Raw genomic sequence first — 16,089 nt, 5'->3', positions numbered from 1 at the left:
ATGGGCACTTCGATTGAACTGAAGGTGGGTGGCGTCTCCCTCGACTATGCCAAAAACAATATGGGGCACGATTACGGCTACCTTTTTCAAAGCCAGGATTTGGCGCGCCGGCCATGCGATGGCATAGACTACGATTATTATGCCGAACATCCTGAAGAGGAAGACGAGCTCGCTGAGAGCGAGCTTTCCTTCGTTCGTCCACTGTCGCGGGTCGTTCCGAGACTGCAGATACTCGGGCATAGCCTAGAGACCGCCAAGGCGGAATATGAGGCTCTCGCGGCTGAGTCGGCAGACATTACAACGATGGTCGCGAACGGACGGAGGCCTGAGCACTTAGCCTTCGAGGAATTCTGCGCTCTTGCCAACCACTTCCCCCTGACAAGCCTTTCACAGAAGTATGTGGAGTACGAGACCGACGACCGCGACATCGTTTCGCAAGGGCGCTTCGCCATCCTTGCGGAGAAATTTGCCCGTGTCCCCTGGACCGAGAACTCCAACTCCTATTGGTCTGAAGCGAGCTACCTTTCATCAAAAATCTGCATCCTGAGCGCTGCTTCGATGCTCTCAATCTTCGCTCAGGATCCGCGGAATGCGGAGGCGGAGGTGATATGGCAGTTCGGCGATCTCGTTAATGCAGGTTGGGCCGCACGGGGGGACTTTGTCGCCGGCGCGGACAGAAAGCAGACTATCCTGGTCGCGACTGAAGGTGCGTCGGATTCTCGGATCCTGCGCCGTGCGCTCGACCTCCTTCGGCCCGACGTCGCGGATTTCTTTCGCTTTATTGACGGCGATGAGCGGCATCACTTTTGGGGGACCGGCAATATGGTACGGTTTGCCGAGGGACTGGTGCGGATTGACATACAGAACCAGGTGCTGTTCCTTCTCGACAACGATGCGGAAGGTGTGGATGCGTACCGCAAGCTCAAGGAGCTGAATATGTCGGCGAACCTGCGCAGCATGGTTTTGCCGAATGTTGAGGAACTGCGGAGGTTTCCGGCACTTGGCCCGGAGGGACTCAGCAACTGTGACATCAATGGCCGCGCCGCGGCGATCGAATGCTATCTTGATCTCAATCTGCCCGGCTACCCGCCGCCGCAAGTGATCTGGAGCAACTTCAAGCGCGAGATAGGATTGTGGCACGGCGCATTGGAGCACAAGGAATCCTATGACCGCCGTTTCATGAAGCATGATGCTCAAGAATTGGCGTCAGGGAACTATGATCTCTCCAAACTCAATCAGGTCCTTGATGCGATCGTCGCTGAGGTTTCATTGTTAAGCGCAGCGGATCAGCACTAACCTCAAGGCATTAGAAGGACGCTATATGAGTGCAGCAGCGATTCTTGGTGAGATGGCTCGACGCGACAATATTGTTGACATTTTCGGTCGCGTTCTCGCTCGTCATGGAATTGTGTTGGCCATAAACCGCATGGACTTTCACCTGTGCAAGACGGTGATAATCGAACTCACGTCCCAACCTGCCCGCCTTTCGGCAACCGTACTGGATTTCATGTTTCCCCATGAGCCCACACCGAGCACGGTCTACCATTATACTGGGTTCAGCGGATTTCAGGGGATTGTCTCCTCGGGCGAGCTTCGGCTCTATCCGGTCCGCAATCGGCTTGGCCAGGGTGGAGAGCTTGCGGCATTCGCCAAATCACACACGCTTGACGGTTATCTAGACAAATCACGACCGCCTACGCGAACCTTCTCTATATGGCGACGATCGCAGTCGAGCTCGAAAAGGTCACCGATTTGACGCTGTTCCTGGTCGAGGAGCCGGAAGCCCATCTCCACCCCCAGGTCCAGGCAGCTGTGCTCAGCTTCCTTGACGAGCAGGCCGAGAAATCGCGTAAGCCGCGCGCTGATATTCAAGGTCCGGCGGGCGAGCTGCAGGTGATCGTAGCAACCCATTCGCCGAACCTTTCGGCGTGGGTGGAAAGCAAGAAGCTCGTCTTTTTCCGATCGTTTCTTCCCTCGCCAGATTTGGCCGAGGCGGCTGTTGCGGAGGAAGAGCCGCATGCGCTCGCCGGCGTTCCAGCCGAGATCATGCCGGAAATCGAGCCGAATCCCGTGATGCCGGTGGGCAGACCGAGGCGAGAAACACGCTGCATTCCGCTCAGTGCATTGGCGCTCAATCCGGTCGAGCGTCGCAAGGTCGATCGCTATCTCGACGTGACCAAATCGGCGCTCCTGTTCGGTGGTCGCGTGCTCCTCGTCGAGGGGATTGCTGAAGCGCTTTTGCTTCCGGTCATCGCGAAGAAGGTGGTCCTGAAGGGCGAAGCGGAGAAGCTCCGCCTGTTTCGCTCGGCGGTGTTCGTCCCGATTGATGGCGTTGACTTTGAGCCTTACGCCAAGTTGCTCCTCTCAATATGCGTGCTGCAATCGACGAAACGCTGGGCGAGTGTCGGGACGAACCGAAGGCGGTTCAGATCCTGTCTTATTCAGGAAGGGGCGTTCCTTCGACGATCGGGGCGAAATTCCAAGAACTCGTGCGGGCTATGGGGTTCGCGGCACAGGATTGCCCTGTCGTTTCGGCGACAAGGCGAACAGGCGCGAACGCGCTAGGACATCCCCAAGATACGGGCATTCGCGATCTGAGCTACAGACTTGCCGTAGCGGTGAGCGATTTTCACTTCTCGTTCGAGATCGGCGGGCGGAAGGAGGCGCTCGTTGCCATTCATCGCATTATGCTCGAACTGGGCGGCGGTATGGGCGGAAAGACATATCACCAGCATCTCGTGGATACAGACGTCAGCCCCGAGTCGTGGCGCCCTGCAGCCCTCGCGTTGGCACACGCCCTGAAGTTCAGTCCGGAGCGGTTCGCAACGGCCGAGGGGTGGCATGATGAGGCCCGTCGTCTGCTCGCGCCGTTGCTGCCGGCCGGCGGCCCGTCCATCAATCAGCGGCTTCGTCTTCTTCGGCAAGGGCGGCGAGATCGCCACCAACCGGGTCAACGAGCAGGAAGTTTCTGCCCTTGCGCTGCATCTGCTGCAGGCGTCACTCGTCTATGTGAACACCCGCATGCTTCAAACCGTCCTGGTGGAACCGAAATGGGCAGGTCGGATGACGGCGGAAGATTATCGCGGCCTGACGCCGCTGATCTACAGTCACGTCAATCCTTATGGTCGTTTCGACCTCGACCTGAGCAAGCGGATTGATTTGGGCGGATTGCCGCCTGAAGGTTTGTTCGGGATTTGAGTAGCAATGGAGCCGGGAACGTACATAAGCACCTAAACCATTGTTTTTTATTAAAAGCCGGGGTGAAAGGGGAACGCGGCGCGGGGTTCCCTTTGCGCGAGCTCCTCTCAGCAGCACCTCAGCAATACGCAATCAATAGCTGCCAACTGAGAGGTCGTCTCGCTTCCAAACGAGGCGCAGGTAGAATGAATGCCTATACCAACATTAACGAAATTTAATTTCTAGTTCATTTTCCTGTCTAGAAGAGAGAGCAGCATCCCGGACGTGCACACTGAATATTCCGCGGAATATAGAAATATGTGAAACGTATCTTGGAGATGTACCATGAATAAGTCTCTCGCATTAGGACTATGCACACTTGGTCTGATGACGGCCGCGTTTTCCGCTCAGGCTCAGGCCTTTATGCGCAATACACATACTGAGGTCGCTGTTTTCAACACTGACGCCTCCCCACATCTGATCCTCGTCGGCAACGGCGGAAGCGGTGGCAATGGCGGTGCCGGCGGTTCCAACGGTGGCCAAGGCGGCAACGGTGGTAATGGTGGCAACGGCGGTAGCGACGGAAACGGCAGCCATGACGGAAACGGCAATGGCAACGGCAACGGTAGCAACGACGGCAGTGGCAACGGCAACAACGACGGAAATGGAAATGGCAGTTCCGACGGTAGCGGCAGCGGCAACGGCGATGGCGGTGATGGTGGAGATTGATTAAAGCCATGTTGCGGCGTGCGCACTGCCAAATAGGCCGGTGCGCCCGCCTTTTCACTCATCTTCTGAAAATAGGAATTAGACCATGACCACTACTCGCAAAAGTGCCGTACTCGGTGCGCTTCTCCTGGCAACATTGGGCGGCTTCGGCGCTATTGCCTACGCCGAAGAAGGGACCATGGCAAACGCTCCTTCTGCTGCGGTGAGCGATCAAGCGCAGGCCTCAGTGCCTGTGGAAGACGGCACGCAACTCGCAACGAACACCCAAGCTGCCAATCAAAAATGTGGCTCTCCTGGCAAGGACGGGAAAGATGGGGCCGATGGCGCATCCGGCAAAGGCGGGAAAGGCGGCAAAGGTGGAAAGGGCGGGAAAGGCGGCGCGGCTGGAAATTGCACGAATTAGTGCTTGGCCTGCGTAGCGCAAACATTCGATTGGATTTGAACAATGTCTAGGAAACCAACGAGGAAGGCTCTGTTTCTGCCCTTCCTGATTTTCGCGGCAACGCTTGGTACCGTTGCTCATGCTACGGTCGAAACATCCTCAAATCATCAGGGTCTTCAACCGCTGAAAGGATTGGAACTTCTGGTAGCAGACGGCTCCCGTGGCGCTGATGGCGGACCGGGTCAGAATGGCGGCCCAGGAGGCCCAGGGGGGCCGGGTGAAAACGGCGGCCGAGGCGGCGACGGCGGGCCAGGCGTCGACGGTGGCAATGGGGGCAACGGCGGGCCCGGCGGGCCTGGTGGCGCTGGAGCCAACGGCGGCGATGGTGGGAATGGTGGGTCTGGCGACGGTTCTGGAAACGGTGGGAACGGTGGCGATGGCGGCCCGGGAGGCGATGGTGGGAACGGAGGAAATGGTGGCGACGGTGGTGATGGCGGCGACGGCTAGGCCCATCTCTGTTTGTTTATCTACCGAAGCAAAAGAAAACGTCCGGAGGCGGTTGCCTCCGGGCCTCTGTCGTCGTCACGCTAGGCTAGATCGACAACCAGATTCCCAAGTCGTGCGATCATAATTTATGTGCTTTGTAGACTTTTCGGTTGCACTGCTAGTCAAAGCCCGGTTCCACCTCAGAGGGACTTGACCTCTCAATGATCAGCGCTGTTTAAGGATATTGCGCAGCTGCGCTTCCGGATCGGGTCCAAGGGAACCCTGGTCGTCGGTCACCAGAGAAGCAAGACCGGTGCCCAGTAATGGAGCGCGGCCTCACGCGAGCCGGTCAGCGCGATCAAGGGTGCGAAGGGTCACGTCTTCGGGGCTGTCGCTGCGGCTGCCTTCACCAAACATCAGACGGTAAAGGCCGGGGTTAGCTCGCGCAAAGCCGAGATAGGCAAGGCCCAGCGACAACGGATCGGGGCCGGCCGCTCTCAAAGCCATGGCGAGGTCGGCGAAACCCTCTTCAGCCAGTGCCAGCGTCAAGGCATTGAGCCCGGAGAAATGTTGTTAACAGACAGCGCGGCGACGCCCACAGCCCGCGCCAGCCCGCGTAAGCTCAGCGATGGCGGAAAGCCTGCCGGAATTGCCGTGCAGTTCTGCCCCAGAACTTTGGGCAGTTGGCGGCATGAGACAGGCCGGATCGTTATCACATTTGGGTGCACTCCAGCGTAACATATGCATGTTACATCCCGCGCCACCCTAGAAGCGTCACAAAAGGGTGGAATTGAATCTAAAGTGACGTTACGATGAGTAACCCACCCTAATGTGACGGATTTGTCATGAGTCGTGTCGGTTACGCCCGCGTCAGCACCACAGACCAGGATCTCGACATCCAGATCGCCCGCCTCAAGGACGCCGGGTGTGGGATCGTTCGCTCGGAAACCGGCTCCGGTGCGTCACGGACCGGACGGACGGAGCTGGAAACCGTTATGCAATTCCTGCGAGCGGGCGACGAACTGGTTGTCCTTCGTCTCGATCGTCTCGGCCGCTCCACACGTGATGTCCTGAACCTGGTGCATGAGCTCGAAGAAAAGGGTGCCTCCCTGCGCATCCTCGAACCCGAAGTTACCACGGCGGGCAATATGGGGCGGATGGTGATCACCATCCTTGGCATGGTCGCCGACATGGAGCTGACCTTCATCAAGGACCGACAGCGTGCCGGGATCGAGGCGGCGAAGGCAGAAGGCATCTACAAAGGTCGGAAGAAGAATGTCGACGATGAAGACATTCGCCGCCGCATCGCCGACGGCGCCAGCAAGGCGAGTGTCGCCCGTGATCTGAAGGTTTCCAGGATGACGATCTATAGAGCACTAAAATCCCTGGCTCCGATGGCGGAGCCACCCGAGAAGCCCCCGTCCGTCGCGATCACCCTGCATCTGGTGATCGAAAACTTCAGTAAAAACGGGCGTGGCAGAAAACCTGCGCGCGAGCAGATCGAGGCCATGCTTGAGCGCGACTTCGCCATGCAGAAGACCGGCAATTGCGACTACCAGATCGTCGTGCCCTACGACACCGATCCTGAAGGATCTGATCTCGATAACGAAATCAACGCCCTTTACTCTTATATGGCCAATATAGCCGAGAGCCACCGGTGCTCACTCGAAGCCGACATATATGAGGTCGGTGGCGAAGGGAGGAGCTGGTAACTGCCGCCGTTCAGCTTCTGTTCTTCACTTGGCCAAAATCCCAGCTTCGGGCCGACTGGGCCTGCTTGGGAAGATATGCCGCCGGCATCGGTGTGCCGGGGAACCATTTTTCATGAAGCTTCTTCCAGGTGCCGTCCTGCATGGCCTCTTTCAGGCCCTTGTCGAGCGCCTCGCGCAATGCATCGTTCCCCTTGCGGATGACGAAGCCGGCAGGCGCATCGAAGCTTGGAATGTTGACTGCAATCTTCAGCGCCGGATAGCGGGCGGAGTAGTCCTTTGCCGCCTCGAAATCGAGGAAATGGGCGTCGACTGTGCCGTTGTTGAGCGCAGAAACGGCTGAGTTGTTGTCCGGGAACTTGACGAGATCGGTGCCGGCAAAGTTCTTCTCTGCATAGATTTCCTGCAGCGTGCCCTGCACGACGCCGAGACGCTTGCCCTTGAGGCCTGCCGCATCGGTGATGCCAGGCTCCGAAGTCAGCACGCTGAGGAAACCTGCAAGATAACCATCGGAGAAATCAACGGTTTCCTTGCGCTTGGCCGTCGTGCCAATTGCGGCGGCCGCAACATCGAAGCGGCCGTTGGCGACCGACGGCATCAGCGCCGAGAATTCCTGACCGGTGAAAATCACCTGCTCCTTCTTGAAACCGAGGCGTCCGGCAACGTTGAGGAAAAGCTCAATGTCGAAACCAGTAAAGTTACCGTCGGCGGTGGTAAAGGCATAGGGCTTGGCGTCACCCATCGTGCCGACACTGATGGTGGTGGGAGCAATGAGGCCAAGCGGATTGTCTGCAAGCGCCGGGGTCGCCGCCCCTGCAAGGACACCGAGCGTGACCGCGATGGCAGTGGCGCGGATTTTGACAAAGGGGGAAGTAAAGGCTTCGGTAAATCGCATTAGTTTCGTCTCCTCTGGTGTCGTTGTCTGCGATGTATTCAAGGCGCACGGGTCCCATCCGGACGGCGACACGACGTCACCTACCCGGCCCATGCAGTTCGCATGTCGGAAGTCTTTTTCTGTTATTGAGACCGGTCTCAATAATAAAGAGACCGGTCTCTTTGATTATTGGCAATTGTTATCTTCGCATTTGCCACTCGTCAAGTTCTCTTGTAAGGCTAGCGTTCATGGACAAGAGCCTCTCTAAATCTCCTTCCGTCACCGTGGCTGACGTCGCGCGCAGGGCCGGCGTCTCGAAGGCAACGGCTGCACGCGTGCTCGGCGGCTACGGAACTGTCAGCGACAGGGTGCGCGAGGCTGTCACAGCTGCCGCAAGTTCCCTTGATTATCGCCCCAATGAACTTGCCCGCAGCATGACGACGGGCCGCTCCGGCACGATCGGCGTTGTGGTGGGGGATATCGAAAACCCCTTCTTCAGCCTCGCGGTGCGCGGCATCACGGATATCGCCCGGCAGGCGGGCTTTACCGTCATTCTCATCAATTCGGGCGAGGACGCGACGGCGGAGAAGGCGGCGATCCGTACATTGCTTGCCAAACGCGTCGATGGTCTGATTGTTTCCCCTGCCAAGGAGAATGATGTCGATCACCTCAGGGAGGCTATTCGCTCGGGACTACCCTTGGCTTTGCTTGACCGCGGAGGCGACGCACTCGACGTGGACACGGTTCTTGCCGACGACCGTCATGCTGCCGAAAATGTCACGAGCCGACTGATTGGGCTTGGCCACCGCCGCATCGCCTACCTCACCGCCTGCGACACACCTGATCATTGCTTCCACACGTCACAGGACATCAGCACAGGGTCCGTCCGGCGCCGTATTGAGGGATATCTTGAGGTCTGCCGTAAGTCGGGCCTTCAGGGCATGGAGAACTGGGTGAAGGTTGGCGCTGTCACGCCGGAACGCACACACCGGATCGTTACCGAAATGCTCCAATCGTCAAACCCTCCGACCGCGATTATCGCATCAGACAGCATCATCGGCCTCGAGGTATTCAAGGCTCATCGCGATTTGGGAGTAAATATTCCGGGCGATGTGTCCTTGGTGTCTTTCCATGATGCGGACTGGACGTCCGTAACCACCCCTCCTATCACCGTTGTCCGGCAACCCGTGTATGAACTCGGAGCGACGGCGGCAAAATTGCTTGTTGAGCGGTTGAGCGGCGCAGATCAAGCGGCCCGCAAGGTCATCTTGAAAACGGAAGTCATTGAGCGCGCCTCAACCCGGCCCATTTGATGCTAAGGACTGCTTGGACCGTCGCTGTCCTATCGTGCGCGCCGCCCTCCCCGTTTGAAACTCCATAACGTTTTTGGTGTCTTCTCAAAATTGGGGCCAGCCAACCCAGGCAGCGTCGTTGTTTGTTCTCCAGTGAAATTTGAGGGCCGCATGTCAGCCTGAATCAGGAGCGAAGCGCCGCATGTTGGGAATTTCAAAAAGTTTGAGTTGACCGCTTTTCACGGCGAGGCAAAACTTGCGCCAATGGCAAGGGAGAAAGAGAATGGACCAGCCGTGGCGTCATATGGCAAGCGCACCGAAAGACGGTACTCGAATCCTCGTGACGATTCGCTCGTCAGAGCAAGGCCCAGCACAGGTGGATCTCGTTTATTGGTCCAATAACGATCGGCTTGGAACAGAAGGCTGGCGAGCTTCAGACTCTTCACCAGGCCGGATAATTGAATACGCGGAACCGGAGTTGAAGTGTTGGATGCCAATACCGGCGGCCAATGCCGGTGGGCTCTCGACGCCCTCCCCTTGGGAAGGCGACGATGACCGCGAGCTTTTTGGTTCCGGGATATGATGGGTTGAAGTGCAACCAAGTTGCGCGAACTCCGTGGTGAATGATCAAGCACGTGAGGCCGCTCCTTGGCTCGTCCGCGAGGCGGTCATGGCACAAGTGTACTTGCGTCATCCCGATGTCTTACGCGGACGTTGGTGCCAGGCATGCATTTCATCGTTGCCGCGCCTGACGCGGTGTTGCCGAAGACGCACCAGCCGTCAGGCGCCACGAGTTTACAAAAGATCTGATCTCATCGTGCTATAAGCGGAATAGTAGATTTTAGGCTTTCCGTGCGGAGGAACATATCGCGGGGGTTCGTCGAAAGCTTCGGCGGGCCACACGAGCGCGGGATCGGCGAAGACTCGGTCAATCTTGTGTGTCGTCAACAGATCAACTGCTTCTTGCGACGTCCAGCTTTTGTGTCGAGCTTCAATGACAATCTGGCCTTTACCGGTCGCACGCATCGTCTTGAATGCGTTATCCAACGTTCGGATATCAAAGGCCAATGATGGCGGAAGCTGACACAGAAGCGGTCCACGCTTTTGGCCCAGTGGCGCAAGGTCTTCTATATAAGTCTCAAACGGCTCTGAGATGTCGTTCATTCTGTGCATATGCGAAATCTCTTTGGACACCTTTGCGGAAAATCGAAATGCGTGGGCACAGATTCAGCCCATCGAGCAAAGGTGGACGCTTCGTGCCGGCGGCAGAATGGAATTGATTTCGACTCCGTTCAAAAAAGGAGGCGTACCGGCGAAGGCTATTCCCCTCCCCCGGTCGGTCGCCTTTTTGGGTATGGACCACGCCGCGCTAGCAATTGTTAGTAAATCGCGTCTCCTGCATCTTGTATTACTAGGTTCAACTCATCAAAAATGCGGGGCATAACTCGAAAATCTGTTTCAGCTAGGTTCGCCTTAAAACCTTGTCAGCTGACAAGGTTTTAAGGCGGCGATTTGGTCGTGAAGTCAGGCGGGTTTTTCAGTGTCGCGTCATAGCAAACACTCGATGGATGCTTCAATCCGAAAAAACCTTGTCAGCTGACAAGGTTTTGGCGCACTGCTCCAATGCAAATGATCTGTCCCCTCTCCGGCCATGGTAAGGCATTGAGGCAGGCTGGGCGCCGGCCTGCGAGTCATTCAATGGGGTTTCCCACTACGTAGCTGCCTCGATGTTGGCTTCCCCGCCCTCTCACGAGGGTAATGATGACGCCAGACAATGACCACAGGTCGTGTCCAATCGATGATGAAAATTTCGCCTTCTGTGAGTTTGACCACACTGGAACATTTCGGAAAGGCCCGTGGTTTGCAATGAAGGTCAAGGCGTGAAAGGGAGGAGATACCACGTCTAACGCAAATTGATGGATGGCGATTACGCCGAAAATACAGGTGCTACCGATAACCGGTTCGGTTACTCGGTTGAAAGCCGGGCTCAGTTTGACGATGCAACCGAGATCGCACGCGGAACGGTTATCGGCGAAACCCTCAATGTTTATCGCCTTGGACCCGTTGTAGCACCAGACGACCCACGTTGGGAGAATGCTCCCTCCCACGGTACCGTCGTGGTCGCTGCGCGGACCGCAGGTGATGCACGGATTGTCGCTGCAGGTGCGGAGCTCGATTACCTGCAGATCGTCACCCTTCCAGCCGAAGACGTGACGACGTTGAACGCAAGTTCCTTTAGAGATGAAAAACTCTATACGGTGATTGAGGTGGACATGGTGGACAAGGTCTGGTGAGGGGAGTGATGGACGGCGATGTCCGTATCGACACCATCAAGCCGACGCAGATCTGAGCGCAGGCCTAGCCCGAAGGCATACTCCGCTCAGTCTCCTTCCTTAGCGTGTTCACAATGGGACCCAGCAGCTTACTGCGACTGCGGCGCCCGCCCCGGCGGAGAATCGCTAATTCCCGATGGTAAATCGTGTCGGCGGTGGAGCCACGCTTCGGATTTAAGAGGAATCGGCGTGTCCCGTACCGTGGTGAAACACAAGAGTATAGTTCAGCTTCGCGAACCTGGCATGACGAATCGTGATGTCGGGATTGTGTTGTATCGACTGGTTATCGATATCAGCCGCGCCACGATTTTAGCGAGGAAGGGCGTAAAGTATTTGCCGACCCTCTCGCGGCTTACGAAGCTGCCGGTGGCAACGTTCGCGACCGCCTGTGCTTCAGTCGCCTTGTGCCCGTTTATGGGTTCACAGCCTAGTCTACTGCGATCGATCACTCGCTTCTAACCGTTACCTCAACGCCCAACTCACCGGAACACACTACCCTTGTTGATCTCTACAGCCGTTGCTCAGGCCTTAAGAACGACCTCATCATGCTCACCACTCATGGTTTTGGTCGGTCCCGAAATCAGTTGCAAGCCAGGGGAGGGGAGGGCTGTCGGCAGCTCCGATCGGCGCCTCGACGGACAGCCGTTCGAGACGGAGGTTCACCGCGGGACCCTTGATGCTGCACCGGCAGGGAGAGAGTGGGATGTGTCGCTTTCTCCCAATTGAAATCGCCGCAAGGATGGTCGGATCCTATCGTCCGTTCCTGGCGTGCGTGCGGCTATTGGTCAAGCAACAGTCGCCCAGCGGCAGATATGGGCATAACAGTTACTTCGTTTGGAAGAGGAAAAGGCTCCCTCCCGGGATATATAACGATACGTTTTTGGGGCTGGAGATCGTCGCAAGCGAGATGAAAGCCCTTCTCGAGTTTAGGCGTCAGACTTCGCTTGATCTCTATAGCCCAAGGCTTTTGGCCTGGAGGGGTAAGCAGGAGATCGATTTCTGCGCCGGCCGCTGTGCGGTAGAAGTTTGCCACAGTGCCGTCGGGTGATGCGGCGATCAATGTTTCGATCACGAAGCCCTCCCAACTGGAGCCGACAATTGGATGGCCGAGTAGCTGCTCGGCGCTTGCGAGTCCAAGAAGGGCGTGAGCAATGCCGCTGTCCCTTACGTAGACTTTGGGTGATTTGACTAACCGCTTGCCGACGTTAGCATGCCAGGGTTCGAGGCGGCGGACGAGAAGCAGATCGACGAGAAGATCGAGATAGGAAGCAACGGTTTTGCCATCGACCCCAAGGGAGCGGGCGAACTCGGCCGCATTTAGAAGCCCTGACTGATGGTGTGCCAGCATGGTCCAAAACCGTCTCAATGTTTCGGCGGGAATGCGCGGTCCCAACAGTGGAATATCTCGTTCGAGATAAGAGCGAATGAAGTCCTGTCTCCAACGCATGCTTGCGCGGTCACTGGAAGCAAGTAAACTATCAGGAAAGCCGCCCCGCAGCCAAAGCGTATCGAGATTATCCGGCGACACTTCCAAGCCGTCGACGGGCTGCATTTCAAGGTAGGCAATACGCCCGGCCAGCGTTTCACCTGACTGTTTGAGAAGATCGATGGACGCTGAGCCTAGCAGCAAAAACTGGCCGACGCGTCGCCCGGCTCGGCGGTTACGATCAATCAGACCACGCAGCACCTGGAACAAATTTGGCAGGCGGTGTACCTCGTCAAGGATGACCAGCTTGTCACTGTGACTTGCAAGATAGAGTTCCGGTTCTGACAACTTGGCCCGGTCAGCCTCCGATTCCAGGTCGAGATAGACAGAGGGCCGGGTATTGCCAATATCTATGGCCATTGTCGTTTTGCCAACCTGACGGGGCCCAAGCAGCGCAACGGCTGGGCTTTCGCTGATCAGATAAACGAGCTCATTTTCAATTCTGCGTCTAATCATCCTTGCAATTATGGATCTCTTCTCCATAATTGCAAGGATATTTTTACGCATTTGGATAAACTAGGAGGCATGACTTTCTTCGGGAAAATGCTAAGCGGAGAAGCCAAAAAAATAAGCCCTCAACATGCGTTTCCGCTCATTAAGAACGGCCAACATAGGCACGATGCTCGATCGACAAGTTCTCCCACCATTTCACAGCAGTCTTGCGGCGCGCCCGCTTCGCCGAGTAGCGTTGTTGTAGTAGCTAGAAGCCTGTTGCACCGACCGATGCCTCGACTGTTCCATCGCCTCCGGCAGGGGGATGCCGTGGTTGGCGGCCTCGGTCTAATATCCTGACCGCAGGCCGTGCGCCGAAAACTCTGTGGGCTCCAACCCCGCCATTTCGGCGCGCCGCTTGAGAATGGCATTTATGGACTGCGGATCGACTGCCCGTCTTGAGACGTTACCCCAACGCCCGATTCCTCGAAACAGGCTGCCTTTGTCGATTTTTGCGGCCTCCATCCAGATGTTCGTCAGGCTCGAAATGCGGCGGTCGATGGATGCCATCAGATAGCCTGCATGAAATGCGTCTGGTGGCCGTCTTTGGCAGAAATTGCTTAAAGTGTAGCGTTTGTGTCAGGCGCAACGAACATGCATGGTGGTAAAAACGCAGGGCCAAATATCAGAAACGCCTGCCATCAAGATGGCAGTCTCAATTTAATTTAGATTGGATTCAGACGAAGGAGCACTCAATGGTAACACCGCAACTATCTGTCCGCAGTTCCAAAGCGCGTGACCTTGCCCACAAGCTTGCCCGCCGAGAAAATCGCACGATTGCCGATATTGTCGAGCGCGCGCTCGAAACCTACGAGGCTCGTGAGGCGGGACGTGAACCTGCTGCGAAATTCTATAGCCGTCTTTCATCGCAGTCGGGTACGGATATCGATTTCGACAGTATCATCGATGAAAACAGACGCGCTCACGAAGGCGTCGAGCTTTGATTTTTCTCGACACGAATGTGATGTCGGAGACTTTGAAGAAAGCTCCCGATTCTGCGGTTATAGCATGGCTGGTTCGTCACGACGCCGAATTGGCATTGCCGACGGTTGCAGTTGCTGAGATCGCTTTTGGTATTCAAAAGATCAGGCCGGATCAGCGCGCAGATCGCCTGGAAGAGGGACTTGTGAGCTGGCGTCGCCGGTTCTCCGACAAGATGTTTGCCTTCACGGAAGAAGCAGCATTGGCCTATGGCGATATCATGGGAGATGCTGCGCGGCAGGGGAGGGGAATGTCGGCTCCAGAAGGCATGATCGCGGCGATAGCGCGGATCAATGGTGGCCGGTTGGCGACCCGAAACCTCAAAGATTTCGAGACAACGGGGCTCGAATTGATCTCGCCCTGGCAATTCTGACAGTGAGACCCGATCCTACAACAATCGGGCCGCTCGCCCGCTTCTGCGTGTAGCGCTGTTATAATAGCTGGATGCTTGCTGAACGGATCGGTGGCGTGATTGCTCCATCGCCTCGGGGAGGGGAATGCCCCGGTTGGCAGCCTCGGTCAAATACCCTGAGCGCAACCCATGCGCCGAAAACTCCCCACTGTCCAACCCAGCCATCTCCGCCCGTTGCTTGAGAATGGCATTGACCGATTGCGGGTCAAGCGCCCGCTTAGACACTGTGCCCCAGCGCCCGATCCCCCGAAACACGCTGCCCTTGTCGATTTTTGCTGCCGCCATCCAGGCATTCAGCGCCTCGACCGGCTGGCCGGTGAGATAAACGACATCGTCCTCTTCACCGGACGTGGTTTTGGTCCGACCGAGATGAATGGCGAGAGAGGGGAGGGGAGGGCCGTCGGCCAGTTCAACCGGAGCCTCGACAACCAGTTGTTCGACCCGCAGCCCGGACATCTCGCTGCGCCGGCGACCGCCGGACGCAAAGGCGACCATGAGGATCGCCCGGTCGCGCAGATCCCGCAGGTTTTCTGAGGCACAGGTCGCCAGCAGCTTTGCCAAAACATCTGATGTCACCGCCTTGGCGCTTTTTCGTTTTCGTGGCCGTGGCGTAGCCCGAACGGCGAGCCGGATCGCCTGTTTGAGGGCAGGGGAGGAGAAAGAACCAGAAAGCCCGCGCCATTTGGTCAGCGTCGACCAGTTCGCCAACCGCCGGCGCACCGTCGCTGGCGCGTGTGGCCCCGCGGTTCTCAGGAACCCCTGGCGCCGCAGGTTGTCGGCGATATCGGCCGGCATACCGTGATCGGGGTCGGCTCCACGCTTCTCCGGATTCCACAGATGATGGGCGACGAATTTGAGTAGCAGTGCCTCGGGCGCCGGCCAGGGTAGGGAGGATCCGGTCGCGGCCAGTCCCCAGGCTTCGAGGTAAGCGAGATCGGAGGTCAGCGCCCGCAGCGTGTTGTCGCCCATGCCCTGGCTGACCAGATGCCGTAGCGTCTCGACATCCTGGTCGGTCAACAATTCGGCGAGCTCGTCGCGTCGATCGATTGGCAGCACTGAGGCAATCGTATCCAGTTCGACGGCGCGCCTTTCGATGTCGGACAAGGACGCTGGTTTGCGCGACTTGGACATCAATCGATCTCGACATTTGGTCGCCAGCGGCGAATGATTTGAATGATCTCCGGCTTGTAGGCGTCAGGGTAAACGAGATCCTCTTCGCGGGCGAGAAAGGTGAAGACCGTTGCCATGTCGTCGGCAACCTCGCGATCGACACTGGCGAGATCGGTCAGGTCGAAGCCGCCGTGAACCTCGGCATTCCACCAGGCGAGCAGAAAGTTCGCGACGCGCCCACCCTGGCCAGTATTCTGGTGGGCGACGTTGAGAAGCTTTTCGAGGGCGAAGCGGACGCGATCTTCCATGTTTCAGAGCCTTAGCTGAGCGTGACTTGGCCCAGATTAGCTGGATTTGCTGGCTTTGTCGATCTACCATCGATAAGAGGTACTTATCGATGGTTGATAATCCAACCTAGAATCGTCCTATGTGAGGAACTATAATATTCTTCTAGAGTTCCTTTAGTAAATCATTTACCATGATTTCAATGGTTTACGATGTTTCAAAAATCAGCATGAATGCCCTGATGCGGGTAAGCGGGGCTAATCTGGTGGCAATGCCAGCCCAATGGGCAAGGATGAGGCGTCAGGCGCGTGCCGCAACCATGGAAGGGAGGGGCGGAATAG

At 57.1% G+C, this 16,089-nt stretch carries 17 protein-coding genes and 2 pseudogenes; 11 read left to right on the top strand and 8 right to left on the bottom strand.

The features are described 5' to 3' along the window. From ACI2KA_RS24690 to ACI2KA_RS24670, 5 genes are all read left to right on the top strand, one after another. Positions 1-1,296: a HEPN/Toprim-associated domain-containing protein gene (locus ACI2KA_RS24690; protein ID WP_404505088.1), complete on the top strand. Its 1,296-nt coding sequence runs from the start codon at positions 1-3 to the stop codon at positions 1,294-1,296. 417 nt (positions 1,297-1,713) lie between these two features. After that, positions 1,714-2,565, top strand: coding sequence for an ATP-dependent nuclease (locus tag ACI2KA_RS24685; protein ID WP_404505087.1), 852 nt, complete (start codon positions 1,714-1,716; stop codon positions 2,563-2,565). A 279-nt stretch (positions 2,566-2,844) separates the two neighbouring features. Continuing rightward, entirely contained in the window at positions 2,845-3,198 is a 354-nt protein-coding gene (locus ACI2KA_RS24680; RefSeq protein WP_404505086.1) for a Tn3 family transposase, read from the top strand. 324 nt (positions 3,199-3,522) lie between these two features. Next, positions 3,523-3,906, top strand: coding sequence for a hypothetical protein (locus ACI2KA_RS24675; RefSeq protein WP_404505085.1), 384 nt, complete (start codon positions 3,523-3,525; stop codon positions 3,904-3,906). Positions 3,907-3,991: 85 nt separating this feature from the next. Beyond that, entirely contained in the window at positions 3,992-4,309 is a 318-nt protein-coding gene (locus tag ACI2KA_RS24670; RefSeq protein ID WP_404505084.1) for a hypothetical protein, read from the top strand. Positions 4,310-4,447: 138 nt separating this feature from the next. On the opposite strand, the gene ACI2KA_RS24665 is transcribed toward ACI2KA_RS24670, so the two are convergent. Both ACI2KA_RS24665 and ACI2KA_RS24660 read right to left on the bottom strand, forming a co-directional pair. Then, positions 4,448-4,801, bottom strand: coding sequence for a hypothetical protein (locus tag ACI2KA_RS24665; protein WP_404505083.1), 354 nt, complete (start codon positions 4,799-4,801; stop codon positions 4,448-4,450). 309 nt (positions 4,802-5,110) lie between these two features. Next, on the bottom strand, positions 5,111-5,323 hold the full coding sequence (locus ACI2KA_RS24660; protein WP_404505082.1) for a TetR-like C-terminal domain-containing protein: 213 nt from the start codon (positions 5,321-5,323) through the stop codon (positions 5,111-5,113). A gap of 296 nt (positions 5,324-5,619) precedes the next feature. On the opposite strand from ACI2KA_RS24660, the gene ACI2KA_RS24655 reads away from it, so the two are divergent. Next, entirely contained in the window at positions 5,620-6,486 is an 867-nt protein-coding gene (locus ACI2KA_RS24655) for a recombinase family protein (RefSeq protein ID WP_404505081.1), read from the top strand. Between the two features lie 10 nt (positions 6,487-6,496). Here the strand turns inward: ACI2KA_RS24655 and ACI2KA_RS24650 are convergent, their stop codons facing one another. Next, complete coding sequence (locus ACI2KA_RS24650) at positions 6,497-7,378, bottom strand: ABC transporter substrate-binding protein (protein ID WP_404505108.1); 882 nt, start codon at positions 7,376-7,378, stop codon at positions 6,497-6,499. A gap of 227 nt (positions 7,379-7,605) precedes the next feature. Between ACI2KA_RS24650 and ACI2KA_RS24645 the strand changes: the two genes are divergently transcribed. Together ACI2KA_RS24645 and ACI2KA_RS24640 are read left to right on the top strand one after the other, a co-directional pair. Beyond that, positions 7,606-8,670: a LacI family DNA-binding transcriptional regulator gene (locus ACI2KA_RS24645; RefSeq protein ID WP_404505080.1), complete on the top strand. Its 1,065-nt coding sequence runs from the start codon at positions 7,606-7,608 to the stop codon at positions 8,668-8,670. Between the two features lie 262 nt (positions 8,671-8,932). Beyond that, on the top strand, positions 8,933-9,232 hold the full coding sequence (locus tag ACI2KA_RS24640) for a hypothetical protein (RefSeq protein ID WP_404505079.1): 300 nt from the start codon (positions 8,933-8,935) through the stop codon (positions 9,230-9,232). Between the two features lie 212 nt (positions 9,233-9,444). On the opposite strand, the gene ACI2KA_RS24635 is transcribed toward ACI2KA_RS24640, so the two are convergent. Further along, positions 9,445-9,813: a DUF72 domain-containing protein gene (locus ACI2KA_RS24635; RefSeq protein ID WP_404505077.1), complete on the bottom strand. Its 369-nt coding sequence runs from the start codon at positions 9,811-9,813 to the stop codon at positions 9,445-9,447. A gap of 752 nt (positions 9,814-10,565) precedes the next feature. On the opposite strand from ACI2KA_RS24635, the pseudogene ACI2KA_RS24630 reads away from it, so the two are divergent. Continuing rightward, positions 10,566-10,999, top strand: a pseudogene (locus ACI2KA_RS24630) (hypothetical protein). A gap of 761 nt (positions 11,000-11,760) precedes the next feature. On the opposite strand, the gene ACI2KA_RS24625 reads toward ACI2KA_RS24630, so the two are convergent. Beyond that, entirely contained in the window at positions 11,761-12,924 is a 1,164-nt protein-coding gene (locus ACI2KA_RS24625; protein WP_404505106.1) for an ATP-binding protein, read from the bottom strand. Positions 12,925-13,116: 192 nt separating this feature from the next. Beyond that, positions 13,117-13,434 (bottom strand): annotated as a pseudogene (locus tag ACI2KA_RS24620) (tyrosine-type recombinase/integrase); the annotation flags it as partial. Positions 13,435-13,655: 221 nt separating this feature from the next. Between ACI2KA_RS24620 and ACI2KA_RS24615 the strand changes: the two are divergent. Together ACI2KA_RS24615 and ACI2KA_RS24610 are read left to right on the top strand one after the other, a co-directional pair. Beyond that, positions 13,656-13,904, top strand: coding sequence for a type II toxin-antitoxin system VapB family antitoxin (locus ACI2KA_RS24615; RefSeq protein WP_404505076.1), 249 nt, complete (start codon positions 13,656-13,658; stop codon positions 13,902-13,904). Beyond that, on the top strand, positions 13,901-14,314 hold the full coding sequence (locus ACI2KA_RS24610) for a type II toxin-antitoxin system VapC family toxin (RefSeq protein WP_404505075.1): 414 nt from the start codon (positions 13,901-13,903) through the stop codon (positions 14,312-14,314). The genes ACI2KA_RS24615 and ACI2KA_RS24610 overlap by 4 nt, the downstream gene beginning before the upstream one ends. 15 nt (positions 14,315-14,329) lie before the next feature. Here ACI2KA_RS24610 and ACI2KA_RS24605 read toward each other — a convergent pair whose 3' ends face one another. Together ACI2KA_RS24605 and ACI2KA_RS24600 are read right to left on the bottom strand one after the other, a co-directional pair. Beyond that, complete coding sequence (locus ACI2KA_RS24605) at positions 14,330-15,484, bottom strand: site-specific integrase (protein WP_404505074.1); 1,155 nt, start codon at positions 15,482-15,484, stop codon at positions 14,330-14,332. After that, a complete protein-coding gene (locus ACI2KA_RS24600; protein WP_404505073.1) occupies positions 15,484-15,771 on the bottom strand; it encodes a hypothetical protein in 288 nt (95 codons plus the stop codon). Before ACI2KA_RS24600 ends, ACI2KA_RS24605 begins: the two co-directional genes overlap by 1 nt. Between the last annotated feature and the right edge of the window lie 318 nt (positions 15,772-16,089).

The sequence above is a fragment of the Agrobacterium sp. NPDC089420 genome (genome assembly GCF_044900305.1).
Taxonomy (GTDB): Bacteria; Pseudomonadota; Alphaproteobacteria; order Rhizobiales; family Rhizobiaceae; genus Agrobacterium.
The sequence above is the reverse complement of the archived record's forward strand: the minus strand, read 5'-3'. Positions and strand labels throughout refer to the sequence as shown.